The 22,584-nt window shown below is 44.1% G+C and carries 21 protein-coding genes; 15 read left to right on the forward strand and 6 right to left on the reverse strand.

What is annotated here, in order from left to right:
- Positions 1-135: 135 nt before the first annotated feature.
- Positions 136-366, reverse strand: coding sequence for a DUF2986 domain-containing protein (locus tag ACED53_RS16870; RefSeq protein ID WP_017101886.1), 231 nt, complete (start codon positions 364-366; stop codon positions 136-138).
- Between the two features lie 93 nt (positions 367-459).
- Between ACED53_RS16870 and ACED53_RS16875 the strand changes: the two genes are divergently transcribed.
- Positions 460-855 carry a nitrous oxide-stimulated promoter family protein gene (locus ACED53_RS16875; RefSeq protein WP_017101885.1) on the forward strand — a complete coding sequence of 132 codons (396 nt, stop codon included), beginning with the start codon at positions 460-462 and terminating at the stop codon, positions 853-855.
- A gap of 119 nt (positions 856-974) precedes the next feature.
- Here ACED53_RS16875 and ACED53_RS16880 read toward each other — a convergent pair whose 3' ends face one another.
- On the reverse strand, positions 975-2,372 hold the full coding sequence (locus ACED53_RS16880) for an MATE family efflux transporter (RefSeq protein ID WP_012600598.1): 1,398 nt from the start codon (positions 2,370-2,372) through the stop codon (positions 975-977).
- 50 nt (positions 2,373-2,422) lie between these two features.
- Between ACED53_RS16880 and ACED53_RS16885 the strand changes: the two genes are divergently transcribed.
- The 3 genes from ACED53_RS16885 (at position 2,423) to ACED53_RS16895 (ending at position 4,318) form a co-directional block, all read left to right on the forward strand.
- On the forward strand, positions 2,423-3,316 hold the full coding sequence (locus tag ACED53_RS16885) for a helix-turn-helix domain-containing protein (protein ID WP_012600599.1): 894 nt from the start codon (positions 2,423-2,425) through the stop codon (positions 3,314-3,316).
- A gap of 144 nt (positions 3,317-3,460) precedes the next feature.
- Positions 3,461-3,811: a winged helix-turn-helix domain-containing protein gene (locus ACED53_RS16890; RefSeq protein WP_017101884.1), complete on the forward strand. Its 351-nt coding sequence runs from the start codon at positions 3,461-3,463 to the stop codon at positions 3,809-3,811.
- A gap of 171 nt (positions 3,812-3,982) precedes the next feature.
- Positions 3,983-4,318 carry a winged helix-turn-helix domain-containing protein gene (locus tag ACED53_RS16895; RefSeq protein WP_017101883.1) on the forward strand — a complete coding sequence of 112 codons (336 nt, stop codon included), beginning with the start codon at positions 3,983-3,985 and terminating at the stop codon, positions 4,316-4,318.
- A 153-nt stretch (positions 4,319-4,471) separates the two neighbouring features.
- Here ACED53_RS16895 and ACED53_RS16900 read toward each other — a convergent pair whose 3' ends face one another.
- Positions 4,472-5,623, reverse strand: a complete 1,152-nt coding sequence (locus ACED53_RS16900) for an MFS transporter (protein WP_017101882.1) — start codon at positions 5,621-5,623, stop codon at positions 4,472-4,474.
- A 448-nt stretch (positions 5,624-6,071) separates the two neighbouring features.
- Between ACED53_RS16900 and ACED53_RS16905 the strand changes: the two genes are divergently transcribed.
- A complete protein-coding gene (locus ACED53_RS16905) occupies positions 6,072-7,721 on the forward strand; it encodes a GMC family oxidoreductase (protein ID WP_017101880.1) in 1,650 nt (549 codons plus the stop codon).
- A gap of 129 nt (positions 7,722-7,850) precedes the next feature.
- Here the strand turns inward: ACED53_RS16905 and trxC are convergent, their stop codons facing one another.
- Entirely contained in the window at positions 7,851-8,285 is a 435-nt protein-coding gene (gene trxC, locus ACED53_RS16910; RefSeq protein ID WP_017097619.1) for a thioredoxin TrxC, read from the reverse strand.
- Positions 8,286-8,407: 122 nt separating this feature from the next.
- Between trxC and ACED53_RS16915 the strand changes: the two genes are divergently transcribed.
- The 4 genes from ACED53_RS16915 to ACED53_RS16930 all read left to right on the forward strand — a co-directional run bounded on the left by ACED53_RS16915 (position 8,408) and on the right by ACED53_RS16930 (position 11,966).
- Positions 8,408-9,505 carry a ketoacyl-ACP synthase III gene (locus ACED53_RS16915; RefSeq protein WP_017101879.1) on the forward strand — a complete coding sequence of 366 codons (1,098 nt, stop codon included), beginning with the start codon at positions 8,408-8,410 and terminating at the stop codon, positions 9,503-9,505.
- 120 nt (positions 9,506-9,625) lie between these two features.
- Positions 9,626-10,858, forward strand: coding sequence for a glycosyltransferase (locus ACED53_RS16920; RefSeq protein WP_017101878.1), 1,233 nt, complete (start codon positions 9,626-9,628; stop codon positions 10,856-10,858).
- Positions 10,859-11,058: 200 nt separating this feature from the next.
- On the forward strand, positions 11,059-11,535 hold the full coding sequence (locus ACED53_RS16925) for a YeeE/YedE family protein (protein ID WP_017101877.1): 477 nt from the start codon (positions 11,059-11,061) through the stop codon (positions 11,533-11,535).
- The gene (locus ACED53_RS16930) at positions 11,535-11,966 is read left to right on the forward strand and encodes a YeeE/YedE family protein (protein WP_017101876.1); all 432 of its coding nucleotides are present in this window, start codon (positions 11,535-11,537) and stop codon (positions 11,964-11,966) included. Before ACED53_RS16925 ends, ACED53_RS16930 begins: the two co-directional genes overlap by 1 nt.
- Positions 11,967-12,110: 144 nt before the next feature.
- Here ACED53_RS16930 and ACED53_RS16935 read toward each other — a convergent pair whose 3' ends face one another.
- A complete protein-coding gene (locus ACED53_RS16935; protein WP_017101875.1) occupies positions 12,111-12,986 on the reverse strand; it encodes an endonuclease/exonuclease/phosphatase family protein in 876 nt (291 codons plus the stop codon).
- 301 nt (positions 12,987-13,287) lie between these two features.
- On the opposite strand from ACED53_RS16935, the gene nrdD reads away from it, so the two are divergent.
- The gene (gene nrdD / locus ACED53_RS16940; RefSeq protein ID WP_009845338.1) at positions 13,288-15,408 is read left to right on the forward strand and encodes an anaerobic ribonucleoside-triphosphate reductase; all 2,121 of its coding nucleotides are present in this window, start codon (positions 13,288-13,290) and stop codon (positions 15,406-15,408) included.
- A 155-nt stretch (positions 15,409-15,563) separates the two neighbouring features.
- Positions 15,564-16,034, forward strand: coding sequence for an anaerobic ribonucleoside-triphosphate reductase-activating protein (gene nrdG / locus ACED53_RS16945; RefSeq protein ID WP_017101874.1), 471 nt, complete (start codon positions 15,564-15,566; stop codon positions 16,032-16,034).
- A gap of 113 nt (positions 16,035-16,147) precedes the next feature.
- On the opposite strand, the gene ACED53_RS16950 is transcribed toward nrdG, so the two are convergent.
- On the reverse strand, positions 16,148-17,575 hold the full coding sequence (locus ACED53_RS16950) for an MATE family efflux transporter (RefSeq protein ID WP_017101873.1): 1,428 nt from the start codon (positions 17,573-17,575) through the stop codon (positions 16,148-16,150).
- Positions 17,576-17,665: 90 nt separating this feature from the next.
- Here ACED53_RS16950 and ACED53_RS16955 point away from each other — a divergent pair, with 90 nt between their 5' ends.
- The 4 genes from ACED53_RS16955 to ACED53_RS16970 all read left to right on the forward strand — a co-directional run bounded on the left by ACED53_RS16955 (position 17,666) and on the right by ACED53_RS16970 (position 22,540).
- Positions 17,666-18,505, forward strand: a complete 840-nt coding sequence (locus ACED53_RS16955) for an AraC family transcriptional regulator (protein ID WP_017101872.1) — start codon at positions 17,666-17,668, stop codon at positions 18,503-18,505.
- Positions 18,506-18,757: 252 nt separating this feature from the next.
- Positions 18,758-19,942, forward strand: coding sequence for an amino acid aminotransferase (locus ACED53_RS16960; RefSeq protein WP_029225602.1), 1,185 nt, complete (start codon positions 18,758-18,760; stop codon positions 19,940-19,942).
- An 11-nt stretch (positions 19,943-19,953) separates the two neighbouring features.
- Positions 19,954-20,640, forward strand: coding sequence for a RimK/LysX family protein (locus ACED53_RS16965; protein WP_012600617.1), 687 nt, complete (start codon positions 19,954-19,956; stop codon positions 20,638-20,640).
- Positions 20,641-20,932: 292 nt separating this feature from the next.
- The gene (locus tag ACED53_RS16970; RefSeq protein WP_080518033.1) at positions 20,933-22,540 is read left to right on the forward strand and encodes an ABC-F family ATPase; all 1,608 of its coding nucleotides are present in this window, start codon (positions 20,933-20,935) and stop codon (positions 22,538-22,540) included.
- The last annotated feature ends 44 nt before the right edge of the window (positions 22,541-22,584 follow it).

A 22,584-nucleotide genomic window follows, 5' to 3' on the forward strand; every position in this document is an offset into this window, starting at 1 on the left:
ACAACGGTATGCTAAGAACAAAAATGCCGTTCACTCTTAAGTGAACGGCATTACCCAAATAGAGGCTGCTTTTTTTGTTCTTGTCTACAGGCTCTGATCTGAGCGCTGAGCAAGAGTATCTCGTGAGTCAAAAGTTTACTCTGCAGCTTTTTTTTCTTTAGTTTCAATACCAGCTTCTTCTGCTTCAACCGCTGTCTCTACTGAACCCTCAGCTTGCTCTAGAGCGGCTTTCGCTTGTTCTTCAGCTTCCATTTTTGCGCGGTCAGCTTTAGAAATATAGCGAGGCTTGTTGCTACCATGCAGTTTAGAATTCGCCTGTTTCTGTCTTTTCTTTAGAATTTGATTGATTTTTTTCTTACGGTTCATTGCTGCATAGCCTTGTATTTAGTTTATGCGGTGGAGGATAATCATTTTAGATCTAGAACTCAACCTGTACGGTCTCTCATTAGGTAATTAATCATGTTCCAACATAACAACATTCTACAAGGCGAGCTCGCAACGGAGTACAAAACTGTTATTGCGATGGTGCACATCTACTGCAAAGATCACCATGGTGCGGTTCGTCAGAATAACCTGTTATGTGAAGAGTGTGAGCAACTGTTGCGTTATGCAGAGACTCGACTCGATAGGTGCCCTTATGGCGAAGCAAAGCCGACCTGTAACAAGTGTCCGATTCATTGTTATAAGCCTGATCCTAAAGAGCAGATGCGTTTAGTGATGCGCTATGCAGGGCCAAGAATGCTACTTAAGCATCCGATTTTAGCAATACGACATTTGATTCATGAGAAACGTAAAGTGCCAGAGAAGCCACTGCCGAATGTGTCTAATCGCCATATCCGAATGAACAAGAAGTAACTGGTGCTTTAAAGTGGTCGCAGAAGAAACGAAAAGGTCTGATTGCTCAGACCTTTTGTGTTTCTGCTAACTGCCTTATCAGAAGGCAGTCTTGTAGAAAGAATACTTTATGTATAAAGCTATACCGCTTGAGGCTCGTCGTAGGTCACTGTGAGATTGTTGATCCAGCGTCGGCTCAAGTAGCGGTGCGAGCATATTGCCAGTTTCACCACTTCTTCTACCAACATCAGACCATAGATGTATTTGAAATCCCATCCAGCGACAAACGCGCCGTAAACACACACTGGAATGCCCACCATCCACATCGCGATGAAATCCATTCGCAAGCAAAAAGCGTTATCACCACCAGCACGAATAATACCGTTAATGATCACCATGTTGAGCATACGAATCACCACTGCAAAACACATGATCATCATCGCTGGCGAAGCAAGCGGGTACAATGCATCTGTAGAAAGGTTTAACCATGATAGTACATGCTCTTTACCCATAAACAGTAGCAAGCCAACGACAGCGCCAAAGCCAACGACGGCTTTAATGAATGTTAGACCCATGCTCATAGCATCATCAAATTCATCACGGCCCAGCGAATGGCCAAGCAATACTGAACACGCTACGGAGATACCAAAGAAGATCGAGTAACACAGCGATTCGAACGGCGCGAGCATCGAGAACACCGCAAGCTCTGTCGTGCCCATGTGACCAAAGATCATTTGATATGCCATTGTGCCCATTGCCCACAACACGGCATTCATCGTTAGCGGCAACGCAATACGACGGTAAGAAAGCCACAGTGATGGACGGTGTGGTGAGCTTGGGGTGGTTAGCAGCCAGTGTTTACGCACACGCATGTAGCTATACATTAAGCCCACTTGAATCAATCGCGCTAAGGTTGTCGCCAATGCCGCACCCGCCACGCCCATTGCTGGAATGCCGAAAGCCCCTTTAATTAGAACGAAGTTAAGCGCAATGTTGAGTGCAATAGTAATACCACCTAACAATAGTGGTGTTACGGTGTCACCTGATGAGCGCATGCTTGCTTCTACCACTACAACAATGTGAGTTAGAAGTAGAACAGGGAACCCATACCATAGGTAAGTCGCTCCAAGCTCAATCACGGTTTGATCGCTAGTTTGCAACATCATTAAAAACTGAGAACCAAGAGTGATGATTGCTGTAACAGGCAGCAGAACTTTTAAACCAAACACCATCGCGATAGATGACACGGTACGTGCACTTTTTCGGTCATTCTTTCCCCAGTATTGAGCAACTAATGTACCGTTTGCTGAGGCCAACCCTGCCATAATCATAATCGCAACGAAGTGCCATTTTGATGCGATTCCCACAGCGGCTGCTGCTTCCATACCAAAATCACTGACCATCAAGACGTCAGCAAGGGCAAGAATAGCAACCAGCGCACTTTGCAAAGCAACAGGCAAACCAAGTTTAACGATACGAGGTAATATGCTCTCTGGCTTGTTATTCATAGATGAGTTAGGGTTGATGTTAGTTGTCATAAGCTCTCCGATTTATGGCAGAACTATAGTGATTTGAGGGAAGTAACAACATGTTTAAAAAACAACAAAACCTGTGCGAATCCGTCATTGATACCATGGAGCCTAAATCAACGTGGCAAGATGATGTTTTTCTCGCGGAACATTGCAAAGAACGTTTTTTGACCGTTGAAGATATCCCAGAGATGAAAAGCTTTGGTGTATATATGGGCGGTATGGCAAAACTATACGACGGTTATTGGGTTGAGCGAGAATCCGTTAATGTTCATACGTTGATTTTCACTATGGAAGGTGGCGGCATTCTAACAACCACAACATCAGTACAAGCGATTACACCGTTTACGCTGGTGGTTCTTCCTGCCGGAACCCCATTTCGTTTTGAACTCGACCCGCAATATAACTATTGGAAAATGGCGTGGATGTTGACTCCCGATACTGAGCAGTGGCAGCACATCGCAAGTCTAGGTCAGGGGATTGTGCCGTTCGGAGAGTGTGAACAGGTTTGGTCACTAATGAACTTGGTTTACTTTGAGATAGGGGGCCGAGCCAGTTACCGTAAGTTACTCTTGAGTGAAATAGTCCGAACGTTGACGGGGTTTGAACCCAAATCAACAAGCACCACCGCTCGTGTTCAAGCGCTCTATAATGAGATTGAAAGTAGTCTGCATCAACCATGGACAGTAGCTGGTATGGCTCAAAGGGTGTTTATCAGCGAAGAGCAGCTTAATCGAGTTACCAAAACGCTCTTCGACCTATCACCACGCAGCAAGTTGATTCAACTAAGAATGGATAAAGCGACCAGTTTGTTAAAATACCAAGATTGGTCGGTGTCGATGATTGCCAACCGCTTGGGTTACAAAGATCCTTATAACTTCTCACATCGCTTTAAAAAGCATTTTGGTTTATCTCCAAGCCAATACCGTAAAAGCCATCGACTTCCCGGGTAGAGTTGGTAGTCCACTAAAAATTCGTTTCTTAGAACAATTCCACAAGATCAATTTTGCAGTAAATGTACGGTATTAAGTGATCTATCAATTTAGTATTTTTGTACCATTCGATAATATTGGAAATATCTTAAAAGACGACTGCTTATGAAACGTGAGGAATCCATACAAAAAATAGCGGATCACGTAGACGATTTTAAACTTCCGTCTAAGTGGGTTCTAAATAAAAAAGAGTTTCAATCTGATACGAGGATCGTCCGAAAGCAGGAGTGTGGCTCGATAATAGGGACGCTTTCAGAGCCTCATCGTAAGGTTCTTTTTTACTTGTATCAAAATAAAGGACATGTGATCAGTAAGCGAGTTTTGAAGCGTGTAGGTTGGGCGGGTAAAGCCGTGACATCAGCTTCAGTATTGGTTGCTATCTACGAGATAAGAAGGATCTTAGACTGTCGTTGTATAAAAACGGTTTCCAACGAAGGTTATGTACTGGAGGATTAATTACCCTTTATTGATATCCTGTTCATATATTAATAATAAAAATTTAATCTCTTTACCGTATACGCTGCTTTCATTATCTTCGATTTTAAACGTCCACTTATAAGCGACGTTATACAAAAATGACTGAATTTAACTTTGTTGCTGGCTATATCGTAAGGGAACTGTATAAAAATGGACGCCTATCCTGTAATAGATACTCACCACTCTGAACACAACGTAATACTTGAACTCAACGGAAAAATAGTTGAACTCGACACCAAACTTATTCGCAATGTTGAAAATGGCTATGTTCTCGCTACCATGCCTTTAGCGTATCGTAAGATCATTCTGTTTATGAATCAAAACCGAGGGAAATTGTTCAGTGTCGGGCAATTGAAGAAGATTGGCTGGGAGAATGGGTCTGTCACTAACTCGTCAGTGATTGTTGCGATATCTGAGATCAGATCACTATTTGGGGATGGCCTAATCGTTACCATTACTGGTGAAGGCTACATATTTCAGCCTTAACCTGAAGAGCACCTCGATTGTTATTATTGATGCTTTTTGTTGACGTTTGCTCAGAAGTCATCAAACAAAAAGAGCTCTTCGTTAGACGGAAAGTCATAACTAAGAGCTCTAGAGGTAACTATCCTACCTGAGGAGGATAGTTGCCATTCGAACTTACTCGCCTGCAATCTGTAGAGGAGAGCGTTTTAAGCTAGCAATCAACATGTAGATCGTTGTAGCGAGTAGAGACGCGAACAGGTAAGTGAATAATCCCGCTTGTGAATCCATAAAGCTATCTGCAACCAATGGGCCAGCGACAGAACCGATGCTGTAACACAACAACATAACCTGAGTTACTGACACTAGATAGCTCGGGTCTAAGTTACGACAACCCAAGTTAATCGCTATTGGGTAAAGTGCGAATGTTGCCATGCCCAGTACGAATAGGCTCATGCCTAGTACGTAGAAATCATGGTTAATCGTTAGTACACCAATGCTTGCAACCCCTAGTAGGCAGAACAGAGCCATTAATAACACTTGTCCTATGTGGTGAGATAACCATGTCACCATCGGCTGAACAGCCATACCACCCACAATCACCAACGCCATCAAACCGCCAATATCTTGGTGTGCGATGTTGCGTTGAGCAAGCTCAACAGGCATCAGCCCGTAAATAGATCCAAGTGTTAATCCAGATACAATACAGCCAATCAAAGCGCTGTGGCTCAGTTTGCTGATTTGCTTTAATGATAAAGACTGCGCATCGTGAATTTGTGGTGCTGTCGCTTGTCCGTACATCAACACAATGATTGCACCAAACAACAAGGTGAACATTGCAATGAAAGGCACGCCGCCTGTAATACCAAGGTATCCAATGCCAAGTTGACCAACGGCAGAACCGCCGTATAGCGAACACATGTAAACCCCTAAACGTTTCGCACGCTGAGATTCATCACCGCTCATTAGCCAAGATTCTACAATCACGAAGATACCTGCAACCGCTACACCAGCGACAAAGCGAGCTAATAGCCATACCGCTTGGTGTGGGATCAATGGCAATACAAGGATCGTTGCAATGAACACACTCAATGCGATGACGAACGCATCTTTGTGACCAACGCGAGCGATCGCACGCTCAATCAATAACGTACCCGCTAAAAGACCTGCATAAAAGGCACTCGCCAACCAACTCGATAGATTACTGTCTAAGCCATACTCAGACAGCATTAATGGTAATGAACTCATTAAGTAGCCTGAAGCGATCGCGTAAAAAGACAATGCAATAACAGGAACAGTTATGCGAGTTGTTGGTTGGATGTTGTCCAATGCAGGAGCCTCTAAATAGTGAAAGAAACGATGAATTTTCCGCGACTATGGGGGAGAAACTGAATTGGGTAAAACGAATAAAAATAGTCGTTAAGATAAAAGAAATTTATTGAGATCTTGAGCTAAAATACCATAGCGGAATTTACGATTTTGCGAGATTTTATGCGGTCAAAAAGCCACTAGGATTATGTTCATTATGGTTTTGTAAGCGATACAATCATCCGCGTAGGTCATCCGTGATGGTTGTTGAACATCACGATAATTCAAGCGAAGAAAGTTAAGCTCATTGGTGCTTTATGAACATACACAACGTCATTGAACAGGCCCGAGAGGAATGGTGTTGTGTTCAACTTGATGTTACAAATACCCGCGTAAAATGTTCATTCGTATGGTGTTATCAATGACGGCAATAGCGTAAACGAGAGTTACACCCAATGGAGATAGGCAAATGGATAGTTATGATTTTATTGTTGTTGGCGGGGGCTCGGCAGGATGTGTAATGGCTGCAAGGCTGTCTGAAGATCCCAATGTCACGGTTTGCCTATTGGAAGCAGGTGGTAAAGACACAAGCCCATTAATTCATACACCCGTAGGTATAGCCGCGATGATGCCAACTAAGCTAAACAACTGGGCCTTTGAGACCGTTGAACAGCCGGGTTTGAATGGTCGTAAAGGTTATCAACCAAGAGGTAAGACACTTGGTGGGTCCAGTTCTATCAATGCGATGATGTACGCTCGTGGGCACCGTTACGACTACGACACTTGGGAAAGTTTGGGTAATGCAGGTTGGAGTTATGAATCGTGTCTGCCTTACTTTAAGAAAGCCGAAAATAACGAAGTTCACCAAGATGAGTATCACGGCCAAGGTGGCCCTCTGAACGTCACTAACCTTCGATCGCCAAGTCCGATGTTGGAACGTTACTTAACGGCGTGTGAGTCGATAGGGGTTCCCCGTAATGAAGACATCAACGGTGCTGCTCAGTTTGGGGCGATGCCGACGCAGGTAACCCAGTTGAATGGCGAACGGTGCAGTGCTGCCAAGGCTTACTTAACGCCAAACCTTTCGAGACCAAATCTTACGGTCGTGACCAAGGCAACCACGCATAAGGTCTTGTTTGAGGAGAAGAAAGCGGTAGGTGTTGAATATGGCTCGAATGGCAAGCGTTATCAGATCCAATGTAACAAAGAGGTGATTCTATCTGCTGGTGCATTTGGTTCTCCCCAGTTGTTATTACTGTCTGGTGTCGGTGCTAAAGACGATTTGGAGGCGCATGACATCGAGCAGGTTCATGAGTTGCCTGGAGTGGGCAAGAACCTCCAAGACCATATCGACTTGGTGCATTCGTACAAGTGCAGTGAAAAGCGTGAAACTTTTGGTATCTCGCTACAAATGGCCTCTGAAATGACCAAAGCTCTGCCGCTATGGCACAAAGAACGCCGTGGCAAGATGAGCAGTAATTTTGCAGAGGGGATAGGTTTTCTTTGTTCCGAAGATCATATCGCGGTGCCGGATTTAGAGTTTGTATTTGTGGTCGCTGTTGTCGATGACCATGCAAGAAAAATTCATACCAGTCATGGTTTTACGTCTCATGTCACCTTGTTGCGTCCGAAAAGCAACGGCAGCGTAACGCTCAATAGTAATGATCCTTATGATCCGCCTAAGATCGATCCTGCGTTTTTCAGTCATCCTGAAGATATGGAGATAATGATTAAGGGCTGGAAGAAGCAGTATCAAATGTTAGAGAGTTCGGCGTTTGACGACATCCGTGGTAATGCTTTCTACCCAGTGGACGCCTGTGATGATAAGGCGATTGAGCAAGATATTCGAAATCGAGCAGATACTCAGTATCATCCGGTGGGTACCTGTAAAATGGGACCTAGTAGCGATTCATTAGCCGTGGTGGATAACTATCTTAAAGTTTATGGGTTGAATAATTTAAGAGTTATTGATGCTTCTGTGATGCCGACATTGATTGGGGCAAACACCAACGCGCCAACCATTATGATTGCTGAAAAAGTCGCAGATCAAATCAAAGAACAATATGGCTTTAGCAAGCAACAAGCCAATGAACAGGCAGAAGACGAGATGGTTGTATAATTAAAAGAAACAGAGATAACTGATTGATTTACATTAGGTTAGGGAGTCTATTTTGTTAAGGCTCTCTAACCTATTTTTTGTACGCTTCTTCAAGCACAAGCTAAATCAAAAGCGATATAAAATACGGATCTATTTGGTCAGAGCTTGATTAAGCCATTGATCAAATTGGCCTTTTGGTAACGCACCGTTAATCGTATCGACACGTTTGCCATCTTTAAACACCATCACCGTGGGAATACTTCTGATTTGGTACATCGCGGCAAGCTGTTGTTGAGCTTCAGTATCAATCTTAACGAATCGAATATCTCCTGAACGCTCTTTAGCAACGTCACTGAACACTGGCGCAAAGCCAACACATGGGTTGCACCATGTTGCCCAGAAATCGACAACCACTGGCTGTGAACTATTCAAAATAGATTGGAAATTAAGTGACGTTCCCTCGATAGGAGCGCCATCGAGCAATGCTGTTTTGCATTTACCGCAGGTTGGGCTTTCTGAAATTCTTTCTGAAGGAACTCGGTTTACGCCATTACAAGAAGGGCAACGTGTGTTGAATGTAGACATAACTTTCTCTTTTTATTGTAACTCCGTGTCTAACGCGATTTACGAATCACGCACGGAGCGCTTATACTGTTTAAAACTAGAATACGATACTTAAATAAAAACAAACAATAAATAGGTAAATGATGACAAAATTTTACGCCGAGATTACGGGCTGGGGAAAGTGTCTGCCACCAGCCGTGTTGTCCAATGATGATCTAAGCACTTTCATTGATACGTCTGACGAGTGGATTCGAACTCGAACTGGTATCGAAAACCGTCGTATCAGTCATGTAAATACCTCTGAGCTAGCGACTGTTGCAGCGAAACATGCCATGGCGTGTGCTGGCCTAACAGCCGAAGATATCGATCTCGTGATCATCGCGACGTGCAGCCCAGACTCCCTTATTCCAAATACCGCATCTAAGGTTCAACAGAACTTAGGCATTAAGAGTGCAGCGGCTTTCGACCTTAACGCAGCGTGTACTGGCTTCATCTACGGTGTTGAAACAGCGACTCGACTGATTCAAGCGGGCAACTACCGCAATGCAATCGTAGTGGGAGCTGAACGTCTGTCATTCTTCATTGATTGGACCAAGCGTGATACCGCAGTTCTTTTCGGTGATGGAGCAGGTGCTGTGGTTCTATCTCGCACTGAAGAGCAGGTTGGCTTACAAGAAGCGCAAATCGGTTGTGACGCCGAAGGCCGTGACATTTTAGCGGTACCAAAATTCGGTACTTCTATGGATCGCTTTGCTGCAGATAATGGCTACTGGGACTTTGATTTCGTAGGTAAAGAAATCTTCAAGCGTGCAGTGAAAGGCATGGGCGCTGCGGCACACACAGTATTAAGCCGTACTGGTATCTCAACCGACAATATCGATGTTGTGATTCCGCACCAAGCTAACATTCGAATCATCCAGACCTTGTGTGATATGGCGGGTATTGAGCGGGAGAAAGCGTTTGTTAACATCCAAAACTACGGCAACACATCCGCAGCGACTGTGCCAATTGCACTGTGTGAATCATTAGAGCAAGGTTTTGTTAAACCTAACTCAAACATTCTTGTGGCGGCATTTGGTGCAGGTTTAACTTGGGGTGCTGGCCATATTAAGTGGGGCAGTCGTGTTGAACCGTTAGGTCAATCGGATGCGAAGCTTCCTGAAGCCGATAAATCTGCTTTAGAGCTTCTAGAAAGAGCCATTTTACACTGTAAAACGCGTCCTAACTCAGAAAGTGAGTAGCGGAGTATGGTACGAGTTCGCCTTTTAAGTCGGATTCGCCTCATGATATAAATCGACCACCATAGTGCTCGTTTAATCAGGGACAGATCTCGTCCCTTTTGTTATTTCTTAGGAAGTGTTTTGAAGAAAGTTTTAGCAATTGGCTACGTTTGGCCAGAACCGAATTCATCGGCGGCTGGCAGCCATATGATGTCTCTTTTACGCCTGTTCAAGAGACAAGGTTGGTCCGTTGAATTTGCAACGCCAGCTCAAGAAACCGAGCACATGATCGATCTCTCTGAAGAGGGCATCACGAGCCAATCTATACAGTTAAATTGCGATAGCTTTGACCAGTACATTGAAGAGCTGCAACCCGATGTCGTGATGTTTGACCGTTTCATGATGGAAGAGCAGTTTGGTTGGCGCGTGGAAAAAGTATGTCCGAATGCCTTTAAGTTACTGGATACGGAAGACTTACAGTTCCTACGTAACGCGCGCCATGAAGCAGTTAAGAAAGAGACTGAACTGACCAAAGCGCATTTGTACAGTGACTTGGCTAAACGTGAAATTGCCGCAATCTTACGCTGTGATCTTTCGTTGATCATTTCAAGTTACGAGATGGATCTGCTTAAATCTGAGTTCAATATCGATCCAAAACTGCTTCATCACTTGCCGTTCATGGTTGATCTTAATACACTTCCTGAAAGCACGAAAAGCTTTGAAGAACGTAAGCATTTCATGACGATAGGTAACTTTAGACACGCACCGAACTGGGATGCTGTGCTTCAGTTACAGAAGATTTGGCCGAAAATTCGTAAACAGTTACCTGAAACTGAACTTCATATTTACGGATCTTACCCGCCGCCGAAAGCAACGGCTTTGCACAACCCTAAAACCGGTTTCCATATCAAAGGTTGGGCGAAAGACGCTCAAGAAGTGATGGAGCAAGCTCGTGTGTGTGTTGCACCACTCCGATTTGGCGCGGGCATTAAAGGCAAGTTGCTTGATGCGATGAAGTTACAAACTCCGAACGTGACGAGTGAAATCGGCAGCGAAGGCATGTTACCACAAGGAGAATTGCAATGGCCGGGCGCAGTGGCTGATGACATCGACGAGTTTGTTGAACAAGCTGTCGGTTTATACAAAGATGAAGAGAAGTGGCTTAAAGCACAAAGCCAATGTCATTCAATCCTTGAAGCGCACTACGAGCAGAATCAACTCGGCGACACATTGATTGAGCGATTAACGGCGTTAGAGTCCGATCTTGAATCTCATCGACTGGATAACTTCTTTGGTTCGATGCTTAAGCACCACAGCATGGCGAGCACCAAGTATATGTCGCAGTGGATAGCTGAAAAGAACAAGACTAAGTAACTGACACAATAAACCGAATCAAATAATAAGCCCTTAGGTTAACGCCTAGGGGCTTTTTTCATGCAGGACGCTTATTAATTCCAGACTTACAAACCGAAACATTCTAGCAATACATTAGCATTGACTAATTTATATTTATTAGTAAACTCTAATTTAAATTGAGGATGATGAGTTAATCGACGTTATGAGAGAGGTCAGTGATGAGTTTAATACCTTGGGATGCACTGTTCGGTGGCATGTTGTTAGGCGCGTCGGCAATTATTCTTATGTTAGGAATAGGGCGAGTAGCAGGAATTAGCGGTATTGTTGGCCGCTTGTTACCGTCGAGAAAGAACAAAAGATTAGAATCAGGATCCGAATCGAACTCGGACTCCAGCATTGAGAAAACCGAAAAACATTGGCGACTTGCTTTTGTTGTCGGAATGGTCGTGAGCGGCTGGTTATTGATTCCAACAGGCTACCAACTTCCGCAATTAGAAGAGATCAACTTCGCAGTGGTTATCATAGCCGGATTATTGGTGGGCTTTGGTACCAAGATGGCGAATGGCTGTACTAGCGGCCATGGCATTGTGGGGATGGCTCGTTTGTCCAAGCGCTCAATCATCGCTACTTGTGTATTCATGGGTGTGGCAATCGTAACTGTGTTTGCTAAGAACTTGATCGGTTTGGGGGCGTAATGAAAAACTCTTCACTTACTATCGTTATCGGTTTGGTCGCAGGTATTCTTTTTGGCTCAGGTATGATCATTTCAGGCATGGTTGACCCGAACAAAGTACTTGGGTTTTTAGATATTGCTGGCGACTGGGACATTAGCTTGGCATTCGTCATGGGTGGCGCGTTATTGGTCTTCGCTCCGTTTTATCACTTGGTCATTAAAAAGCGCGCTCAAGCCGTCAATGGCGAACCTTTAGATAGCAGTAATAATCCACTAATAGATAGAAAGTTGATCTTAGGTTCAACTGCTTTTGGTTTAGGCTGGGGGATTGCAGGCTTTTGCCCGGGCCCTGCAGTAACCAGCCTTAGTGGGGGTAACCCAACGGTATGGCTGTTCGTCTTAAGCATGCTGGTGGGGATGTGGCTGGCGGGTCGAACCAATAAAAGCTGCTAGCAGTGCGCCTACCATTTATTGCATGGCTGAGAGGATTCGATCTTATCTGACCAAACAGAGAGGTTGACTCGCTTTTAGCAAAAAAGCCAGTCAGCCTCTTTCTATATCTACCGTTAGCTATGATCTGCCGTTATCTAAAATCTACTATTTAATAGTCGTTGAAACTGGGCAATGGTCGCTAAGTTTGTAATCAAGCACATCTTGCGTTTCAAAGACCTTCTGTTTAGCAGGAGAGGCATCTAAGGATTTGCTCACCACAATATGGTCAATCACCGAACGGAACTGGTGTGTGCGATGGTTATTGCGGTTAGAGCGTACCTTACAATCTGCTCGAGTTTTTCTTGTCGCCAACTGAGCATCGGCATTTTGAGTTAAGTCTTTCCACATCCAATCTCTTGAGTAAGAAAGGTTATGGTTGAAATCGCCTAATATTGCGTAATCCTGACCTTGGCGTTCTCTTTGCTGTATCCACTTATTAAGTTGTTGCGCTTGGTCTTTGAGCCTTGAACAGTCACGGTTCGACTTATAAGCGCCGCTGCAACCTGCCTTTAAATGCACAGACAGTATGTGAATTGGTTTTGTATCCGTTTCCACAACCATATAACTGGCAAACCTAAGCTTGCTGTTAGCGCTCGATTCGAGAGGAAAGTCAGCGTAGTCGGTGAGTATGATTCCTTTACGAACCGCGAACCCTGTGTATTGATTCACTTCTTTGAACTGATGGTTACTGTTTTCTGATAATGCCCGGTCAGACATCAATATCTTGTATTGATCGCCAGCGATGCGCTGAATGGCATTGATGTCATCGACTTCTTGGAAAGCCACCACATCCGAATTTAAGGATTGGAAATACTGTTCGAGCTTATCGAAATCCGCTTGATCACGTTGGTCAGAAAACTTATTCACAGCCTCATTGGTTGATAACCATTCGATATTCCAACTGGATATGGTTAAAGGTTCAGCAAAAGTCTGGCTACTTAGTAAGCAACCTAACATTATCCAGTTTTGAAGTCGTTTCATCCCAAATATCCCTATTTTTGGTGTGCAATATAGTTGAGCCGTTATCCTACAACACTTACCGAAAATTCAACTCTTTTTAGCAGTTTTTTTATTGTTACATTGTTTCTTTTCGACTTGAGATCTCACGTAATAATATTGGATTTATCTTGTTCGGCGTGCCTATTTTATTGATCCAAATCAATACTCAATGTTGGTGGTTCTCGTTAAATACGCCACAATATCTAGTGTTAGTTAAACGATAAATCGCTCTATAGTGTGTTTGTGGGTAAGTCTGTGAATACCTCAAGAGTAAGGAGAAGTGGTGAAATCAATCGTAATCAAGCGTGATGGCTCAAGAGCTCCATTCAGTAGAGATCGCATCCAAGCTGCAGTGGAAGCAGCATCAGACAAAACCGATAAGGAAATTGCTATTTATGCTCTGAATGTGGCATTAGCAGTTGAGTTGAAGCTCGAAGACTACGATGAAGTTCATATCTCTGAAATTCAAACCATGGTCGAGAACGAGCTAATGCAGGGACCATACAAGTCTCTTGCTCGTGCCTACATTGAATATCGTCATGACCGTGACATCGCACGTGAAAAGCAAAGCGCTTTAACTCGCGAGATCGAAGGTCTGATCGAAGAAAGCAATGTTGATCTGATCAATGAGAATGCCAACAAAGATGGCAAAGTTATCCCAACTCAGCGTGATTTGCTGGCGGGTATCGTGGCTAAGCATTATGCAAAAACTCACATTTTGCCGCGTGATATCGTACAAGCTCACGAGTGTGGTGACATTCACTATCACGATTTAGACTACGCACCGTTCTTCCCAATGTTTAACTGTATGCTTATCGATCTTAAAGGCATGTTAACGCATGGCTTTAAGATGGGTAACGCGGAAATCGACACACCTAAATCGATCTCTACGGCGACAGCGGTAACCGCACAGATCATCGCGCAAGTGGCAAGCCACATATACGGCGGTACAACGATTAACCGTATCGACGAGGTTCTAGAACCTTACGTAATGGCGAGTTACGAGAAACACCTATCACTAGCGAAAGAGTGGGACATTCACAGCCCAGAAGCTTTTGCTATCTCTCGTACAGAGAAAGAGTGTTACGACGCATTCCAGTCTTTGGAGTACGAAGTAAACACGCTACATACAGCTAACGGTCAAACACCATTCGTTACGTTTGGTTTTGGTCTAGGCGAAAGCTGGGGTTCAAAACTTATCCAGCAATCTATCTTGAAGAACCGCATTGCCGGTTTGGGTAAGAACCGCAAAACAGCCGTATTCCCTAAACTGGTATTTGCAATCAAAGATGGTTTGAACCACCAGAAGCAAGATCCAAACTATGACATCAAGCAATTGGCGCTTGAGTGTGCATCTAAGCGTATGTACCCAGACATTCTTAACTACGACAAAGTGGTAGAAGTGACAGGGTCATTTAAAACGCCTATGGGCTGCCGTAGCTTCTTGAATACTTACGAAGAAAACGGTGAGTTGATTCATGAAGGCCGTAACAACTTAGGTGTTGTTAGCTTGAACTTACCACGTATTGCTATTAACGCAAAACAAGATATGGCTAAGTTCTACGAACTGCTTGATGAAAAATTGAAGCTAGCTCGTCGCGCTCTAGAAACTCGTATTTCGCGTTTAGAAAACGTGAAAGCGCGTGTTGCTCCAATCCTATACATGGAAGGTGCCTGTGGCGTTCGTTTGAAAGCAGACGATTCTATTGCCGATATCTTCAAGAATGGCCGTGCATCTGTTTCTCTTGGTTACATTGGCATCCATGAAGCGATGACAGCACTTTACGGCACAGATGTTCACCTGTACGACGATGGCGAAATGCGTGCTAAAGCGCTTGAGCTGGTGGAGTACATGAAGCGTGAAGTGGAATCTTGGACCAAAGAGACAGGTTACGCGTTCAGCCTATACGGCACACCAAGTGAAAACCTATGCAGCCGTTTCTGCAGCATCGATACCAAAGAGTTTGGTGTGATTGATGGTGTAACTGACCGTGGCTACTACACAAACAGCTTCCACTTAGATGTGCAGAAGAAAGTGAACCCATACGACAAGATCGATTTCGAGATGCCTTATCCTGAAATTTCTAGCGGCGGTTTTATCTGTTACGGCGAATTCCCGAACATGCAGAAGAACATCGAAGCGCTAGAAAACGTATGGGACTACAGCTACACACGTGTTCCTTACTACGGCACCAACACGCCAATTGATGAGTGCTACGAATGTGGCTACAACGGTGAGTTCGACTGTACAAGTAAAGGCTTTACGTGTCCTAAGTGTGGTAACCATGACTCAACCAAAGTGTCGGTAACGCGCCGCGTTTGTGGTTACCTTGGTAGCCCAGATGCACGACCATTTAACTTCGGTAAGCAAGAAGAAGTTAAACGCCGCGTGAAGCACCTTTAGTAAGCTCTAAGATCATTAGCTAGCTTACTAAGAAGAGCTACGTTTCAAGAAACAAGATTGGTATCGGCGCTATGTCGATACCAATTCTTTTATTTAAGATCTTACAGCATTTCGCTTCAAACTATTAAGCAATAACGAGTTTTCAAAACTGCCTTATGAACTACCATCAATATCACCCAATCGACGTTGTAAACGGTCCAGGAACACGCTGCACTTTGTTTGTGTCGGGCTGTGTGCACCAGTGTCGCGGGTGTTATAACCAATCGACGCAAAGGTTGGACTCAGGGCACTTGTTCACTCAAGAACTGCAAGACCACATTATCGCTGATCTGAACGATCCGCGAATCAAGCGTCGTGGTTTGTCGCTTTCTGGTGGTGATCCTCTGCATCCTGCAAACGTATCTGAAGTGCTTAAGCTTGTTCAGCGTGTAAAAGCGGAGTGCGAAGGAAAAGACATTTGGATGTGGACGGGTTACGAGCTCGACGAACTGGATGAAAAGCAGAAGCAAGTGCTTGAATGCGTGGATACTTTGATTGATGGTCGTTTCGAGCAAGACAAAGCGGATCCGATGTTGGATTGGCGTGGTAGCTCAAATCAAATCATCCATCGATTTACTGATATATAACGGTTGTCGTGACTTAGCACACAAGTAAAACGAAAAAGGGCGTCATGGTAGCGCAATGCATCCATGACGCCCTTGGGTGTGAGTTCTTTTCGTTTATTCGCTCAAACTACCATTCAAGCAACGACCTGATCTGGCTCTTCTATTAAGTTGTTGATCCATTTCTTAGAGTGAATCCGCTGGCTAGTTAAAGCTATCTTCGCTAGCTCTTCCAGCAGCACAATCATCAAAACCCATTCTAGCGGCCACCCCAACACCAGAGCAGTAAAGTAGGCGAGGGGAATACCGATTGCCCATTGACCAAACAGGTCGATGAAGATGCTGTAGTTGATGTCTCCACCACTTTTTAGCACTCCGCCTATACCAACCATATTGAAGACTCTTAGTACCATACCGATTGCCATTACTAAGGTAACGTTAACGGCCGTATCTTTGAGCTCTAAGTGAGTAAGACCGATCATGTATACGATCGCGGGTTTGGCGATAAAGCACATTAACGCCAGTAAAGCAGCAAGCCCACAACTCACTAACACATAACCCCAAGCTGTATTCTCGACACGTTGATAGTTCTTCGCACCGATCTCGTTACCTAGAATGATGGAAGCCGCAACCGCAAAACCCAAAAAAGCAGAGATCAAAATGCTTTCGACAGGCGATAGCAAGGAAATGATCGCAAGTTCTCCAACCCCCATTTGGCCAACAATAACGTTGTAAATAAGAATCCCGCCCGCCCATGCTGTGTCATGAACCAACAGAGGTATGGCTATCGTGAAGTACTTCTTTCTATGCTTCGCTAATATCGCATCTCGCCAATTGCTTAATGTAGGAAATAGGTGGGCGTAGTGTCTCTTTGCCATAACAAGCAATGCAATGGTTTGAAAGAATCGAGATACCGTGGTGCCAATAGCCGCACCAACCACACCCAGTTCTGGAAACCCAAACAAGCCGAAGATCAATAGGGCGTTGAGAATTGCATTGACGATAATTGCCCAGATACTGATTTTGGTGGGCAGCTTGGCTTCGCCCACAGAACGAAGTGCACTCTCTAGCGGCACTACTATCGCGGTACCAATAAGGCTGGCTCCTGTTATCCAAAGGTAATCCGTTGCCAAGCGAACGTAATCAGGGTCTGAGGCCACCACAGACACGACTGATTCAGGAGCCAATGTATAGATGAACACAAAGGGAATGATGGCAAAGATCGAAAGTGCCCATGATTGCGCTAGTGTACGTCGAATTCCGTTGAAATCACCGGCACCAAAATATTGCGAAGCTAGCACGCTCACAGCTCCACTAATCCCCGATACCATGATCAAGTTGAAAAAGAAGATACGGTTGCCAACACCAACAGCGGCGGTTGCAGAATCACCAAGCTGGTTGACCATAAAAATATCGACCACGCCAAGCAGTGAAAACAACATGGTTTGCAACGAGACTGGTAAACCGATGTGTAATAGTTTTTGCCAAAATTCTTTGTCTAAATGACGATATGTCGAGAGCATCGCATTTCCCCGGTAGTGATTATGCGAGAAGTTTATCGGCATTTGTTTTCGCTGTATTCTTCATACTCATCACAAACTTTTGCCAAACTATCCACTTTGATAAGTTGGCCAATTGAATGAGTTAGCAGTGATATGAGTGATAAACAAGAAAGGTATGAGATCTCTGAAAAGACGCACCAAGAGTTTGTCGATCAAAGCCATGTTTTGGCATTTGAAGAGCTCGGTATCGTTCAATGTGGGACGGCGTCGTGTCGAGACTTCTTTTCGGTGTATCGTAAGAACCAACAGAAACACATGCTGTTGTATACCGTGAGAGGTAAGGGATGGCTCGAAAGCGAAGGGTGTCGCTACATTCTAGAACCAGGCTCTTGCATTACTGTTCCTGCAGGCGTTGAGAACGGTTTTGGTATTGAAGAAGAAACATGGCAGATCGCATGGATCTTTCTCTCGCCCAACAAGCTATGGGAAAATGTCGTCAATGATGAGGTGAGTTATACGCTATCACCAGCAGCAGAAGTTGTTTCGTCCTGTATTCATACGTTGTTGAGAAGCATTGCCTTGCCCATTGATTTAGGCGGAGCGATTGCGATTCACAGTGTAGCCCAAATAGAGTTCATGATTAATGCGCCAGTGCCTCAGCAACAGTCACGCAATTTGATCCGATTAAGACGCGTTTTCGATAATGTACAAAAGCAGCTCCATAAAGAATGGAACGTTCATGAACTCGCGAGCTTATTCCCGTGCTCAGAGCCACACTTCCATCGTTTGTGTCAGCGCTATTACTCGCACAGCCCTATGACTCATATCATGCGTATGAGAATGGAATACGCTGCACGGCTACTTAGATCGAGTGATTGGTCGATTCAACACATTGGTGAGATAGTCGGATATCCAAATGCCGCTAACTTTAGCACTCGGTTTAAGGCGTGGTCAGGAATGACACCAAGACAATTCAAACTGAGTGCCCAATAGCGATCTTAATAGGGAGCATAGAAACATAAGACACATAGAAGCATAAGATACCTAGACATACAGCGCTTTGAATTGTGCAATTGGTTATTAGGTGTTTGAAATTTGCACTATTTATACGTTTGAAATGACCAATCTCTGATTACTTCTAATTACTAATGGTAACTAAGCGCTTCTATTAAAAAATGTTTCTGATTTGTCTACGATAATGTTAACGTGAAACTCATACTTGAATTTCAAAGGGTTGTGACTTTCATGTTTTCACATCTACCAAAACCAACTTTAGATCCAATTCTATCTCTGTCTGTCGCTTACCGCGGCGATACTCGCACTGATAAAGTCGACTTAGGCATTGGCGTTTACAAAAACGACCAAGGTGAAACACCGATCATGAAAGCCGTCTCTAAGGCTCAAGATATCGTTGTTGAAACACAGAAAACCAAAGCTTATGTTGGCTTAGCAGGCTGTGAAGAGTTTAACCAGAGCATGGTTGATCTGTTGCTTAAAGGGACTTCTGCAATAGGTCGCGTTGCTGCGATTCAAACACCAGGTGCAAGTGGTGCACTTCGCATGTTGGGTGACTTGATGAAAGTCTCTCAACCAGACACAACGGTTTGGATTTCAAACCCAAGCTACGTTAACCATAAACCGGTGATGGAAGCGGCGGGCTTAAAAGTTAGATACTACAATTACTTCAGTCCTGAAACGAAGCAAGTTGATACGGCTCAAATGTTGGCCGACCTTTCAAAAGCGGGTCCATCAGACGTGGTACTTCTTCACGGTTGCTGTCATAACCCAACGGGTGCTGACATTGATTTTGAAGCGTGGCAGGAAATTACTAAGTTATCGCAAAAGAATGGTTTCTTACCGTTTGTTGATATTGCCTACCAAGGCTTTGGTGATGGCCTAGAAGAAGACGCAAAAGGTCTTCAACATATGGCGAACAACGTAGAAGAGATGTTGATTACGACGTCATGTTCGAAAAACTTCGGTTTGTACCGTGAAAGAACGGGTGCCGCGATCGTTATCGGTAAGAACAGCGAACACGTAGGCAATGCTAAAGGTAAGCTACTGACGCTGGCTCGTTCAACTTACACAATGCCGCCAGATCATGGTGCCGCGTTGGTTAAAACAATTCTTCAGAATCAAGAACTAACGGCGATTTGGAAACAAGAGTTGAGTGAAATGCAGCAACGTTTGTTAAATCTGCGCCAAAGTTTATGTGATGAATTGCGAAATACTTACAACACGTCACAATTTGACTTCATCGAAAGCCATAAAGGCATGTTTAGTGTACTAGGCTTTAAAGAAACTCAAATGAATCAACTACGTGAAGAATATGGAGTCTATGGTGTTGGTGATGGACGCATCAATATCGCAGGCCTTTCTGAATCCCATATTCCTTATGTGGCTAAAGCGATAGCCAACGTTTCAAAATAGAAGGTGACTGAATGTATAATTGGAAAGCGATTGTAGTTTTAATGCTAAGTGGTGGCCTGTTTGCTTGTTCGACGACGACTCAAGTTCCTGTCGAGCCAGAGCAAAAGCCTCAAGTAGAACAACCTGTTGTGGATGACTCTTCTAAGACTGACACAACGGAAGGTGAGAAAGTAACGGAACCTACAGAGAAGCCTGAAGAAGTAAAACCAACGGAACCAGAAGCGAAACCAAAGCCTGAACAAAAACCGACTGCAAAACCAACCAAGACAAGTGACGGCAAACTGATTCTTGGCGAAGAGGAGTGGGTGTTTGTTCCTGGTCTTAAAGAAGCGTTTAAAGCACGAGTTGATACAGGTGCAACAACATCATCAATCAGTGCCGTTGATATTGTTGATTTCGAACGTGACGGTAAAGATTGGGTTAAGTTCAAAATTGAACATGATGGCATCACAACTGAAGAGATCAGCTTGCCGGTAGAGCGTTGGGTTAAGATCAAGCAGTCGAGCGCGGAAGGTACACAACGACGTGCTGTTGTTGTCGCTTCAATTCAAATCGGCGATCTAAAAGATAAGACTGAGTTTACGCTAGCAGATCGAACGCATCTTTCTTTCCCAATTCTGTTGGGGAGAAGCTTCTTTAGAGATGTTGCCGTTGTCGATGTTGGTCAAAAATACGTTCAGAAAAAAGTAACTAAATAGCGTCAATCAGTATTCATTCGAATTAGAGTATGATGCTTTTATTGATGAGAAATGGAATCCCTACTAATGGAATTAGTGGGGATTTTTTCTTTTTATGATGTAATAAACGACGAAATACACTTTATTGTGCGTTGTTCTTCATTCGTTCACTGTTTAACCTCGACAATGTGATCCTGATCTCTATATAATCCGCGCTTCGTTTTATGTTTAATCCATACTTTCGTACTTCTTATTTTGGCTAATTGAAATAGCCAAATAATTATCTGTCAGTACACGCTTAGGAATTAGTTCTTTGATATCTACCGCGAACATCACAATGCAATTTGGCGCAGAGCCGCTGTTTGAAAACATCTCTGCTAAATTTGGTAACGGAAACCGTTATGGTTTGATCGGCGCCAATGGTTGCGGAAAATCAACGTTCATGAAAATCCTAAGTGGCGCATTGACGCCAAGCTCGGGCAACGTTTCGATCACTCCTGGAGAAAAACTGGGTGTGCTAAGCCAAGATCAGTTCGCTTTTGAACAGTACAGCGTTATCGATGTAGTGATCATGGGTGACAAAAAATTGTGGGAAGTAAAACAAGAACGTGACCGTATTTACTCTTTGCCAGAAATGAGCGAAGACGATGGTATGAAAGTCGCTGAGCTTGAAAGTGAATTCGCGGAAATGGATGGCTACACAGCAGAAAGCCGTGCAGGTGATATCCTAATTCAAGCGGGTATTGAAGAAGAATTTCACTTCGGCCTGATGCAACAAGTTGCTCCGGGTTGGAAACTGCGTGTGCTATTGGCACAGGCACTGTTTGCAAACCCAGATATCCTGCTTCTTGATGAACCAACCAACAACTTGGACATTCACACGATTAACTGGCTTGCTGAAGAGCTAAACCAGCGTAAATGTACAATGATCATCATTTCGCACGATAGACACTTCCTTAACTCTGTATGTACACATATGGCAGATATCGACTACGGCGAGCTACGTGTTTACCCGGGTAACTACGAGTACTTCTTAGAAGCGTCGGGTTTGATTCGAGATCAACTTCTAGCGAGCAATGCTAAGAAAGCGGCTGAGATCAGCGAGCTTCAAGATTTCGTAAACCGTTTTGGTGCTAACGCATCTAAAGCAAAGCAAGCAAGTTCACGTGCTAAGAAAATGGACAAAATCACGCTTGATGAAGTGAAATCATCGAGCCGTATGAGCCCATCTATTGACTTTGGTGAAGGTAAGAAACTGCACCGTCAAGCACTTGAACTTAAAGAGCTTGGTCACGGCTTCGATGGCGAAACACTGTTTGCTGGTGGTAACTTGCTACTTGAAGCGGGTACTCGTCTTGCCGTTATCGGTGAGAACGGTGTGGGTAAAACAACACTATTGAAATGCCTAGTTCAAGAGCTAGAACAAAACGAAGGTATCGTTAAATGGTCTGAAAACGCATCAGTAGGCTACTGCCCACAAGATAGCACGTCTGACTTTGATAACGACCTGAGTATCTTCGATTGGATCTCACAATGGCGTACAGTGAAGCACGATGACCTTATGGTACGTGGTATTCTAGGTCGTCTATTGTTTACTGCTGATGATGCGAACAAGAAAGCGCGTAACTGTTCTGGTGGAGAGAAAAACCGTCTGTTATTCGGCAAGCTAATGATGCAAGACATCAACGTGCTTGTGATGGACGAACCAACGAACCACATGGACATGGAAGCAATCCAAGCCCTGAACGACGCATTGAAGGTTTACACGGGGACGCTTATCTTTGTAAGCCATGACCGTGAGTTCGTTTCTTCGCTAGCAACACACATCATTGATGTAAAAGACCAACAATTAGTGAGCTTCCAAGGTACTTATGAAGAGTACTTGGATCATCAGAAAAAGATGCTGATGGTTAGCTTATAACAGTCTTAGTCGGTCTATAACCGTATTTGTTGACCTATAGTTGC

The sequence above is a fragment of the Vibrio sp. 1F169 genome (assembly GCF_041439605.1).
Lineage (GTDB): Bacteria > Pseudomonadota > Gammaproteobacteria > Enterobacterales > Vibrionaceae > Vibrio > Vibrio tasmaniensis_A.

Excerpts from the sequence above, each read along its gene's own strand:
- ACED53_RS16875 (WP_017101885.1), top strand. The coding sequence starts at position 460 with ATGTTCCAACATAACAACATTCTACAAGGCGAGCTCGCAACGGAGTAC.
- ACED53_RS16935 (WP_017101875.1), bottom strand. The coding sequence starts at position 12,986 with ATGAAACGACTTCAAAACTGGATAATGTTAGGTTGCTTACTAAGTAGC.
- ACED53_RS16885 (WP_012600599.1), top strand. The coding sequence starts at position 2,423 with ATGTTTAAAAAACAACAAAACCTGTGCGAATCCGTCATTGATACCATG.
- ACED53_RS16890 (WP_017101884.1), top strand. The coding sequence starts at position 3,461 with ATGAAACGTGAGGAATCCATACAAAAAATAGCGGATCACGTAGACGAT.
- ACED53_RS16870 (WP_017101886.1), bottom strand. The coding sequence starts at position 366 with ATGAACCGTAAGAAAAAAATCAATCAAATTCTAAAGAAAAGACAGAAA.
- ACED53_RS16930 (WP_017101876.1), top strand. The coding sequence starts at position 11,535 with ATGAAAAACTCTTCACTTACTATCGTTATCGGTTTGGTCGCAGGTATT.
- ACED53_RS16895 (WP_017101883.1), top strand. The coding sequence starts at position 3,983 with ATGGACGCCTATCCTGTAATAGATACTCACCACTCTGAACACAACGTA.
- ACED53_RS16965 (WP_012600617.1), top strand. The coding sequence starts at position 19,954 with ATGTATAATTGGAAAGCGATTGTAGTTTTAATGCTAAGTGGTGGCCTG.
- ACED53_RS16950 (WP_017101873.1), bottom strand. The coding sequence starts at position 17,575 with ATGCCGATAAACTTCTCGCATAATCACTACCGGGGAAATGCGATGCTC.
- ACED53_RS16880 (WP_012600598.1), bottom strand. The coding sequence starts at position 2,372 with ATGACAACTAACATCAACCCTAACTCATCTATGAATAACAAGCCAGAG.
- ACED53_RS16925 (WP_017101877.1), top strand. The coding sequence starts at position 11,059 with ATGAGTTTAATACCTTGGGATGCACTGTTCGGTGGCATGTTGTTAGGC.
- trxC (WP_017097619.1), bottom strand. The coding sequence starts at position 8,285 with ATGTCTACATTCAACACACGTTGCCCTTCTTGTAATGGCGTAAACCGA.
- ACED53_RS16960 (WP_029225602.1), top strand. The coding sequence starts at position 18,758 with ATGTTTTCACATCTACCAAAACCAACTTTAGATCCAATTCTATCTCTG.
- ACED53_RS16915 (WP_017101879.1), top strand. The coding sequence starts at position 8,408 with ATGACAAAATTTTACGCCGAGATTACGGGCTGGGGAAAGTGTCTGCCA.
- ACED53_RS16955 (WP_017101872.1), top strand. The coding sequence starts at position 17,666 with ATGAGTGATAAACAAGAAAGGTATGAGATCTCTGAAAAGACGCACCAA.
- ACED53_RS16905 (WP_017101880.1), top strand. The coding sequence starts at position 6,072 with ATGGATAGTTATGATTTTATTGTTGTTGGCGGGGGCTCGGCAGGATGT.
- nrdG (WP_017101874.1), top strand. The coding sequence starts at position 15,564 with ATGAACTACCATCAATATCACCCAATCGACGTTGTAAACGGTCCAGGA.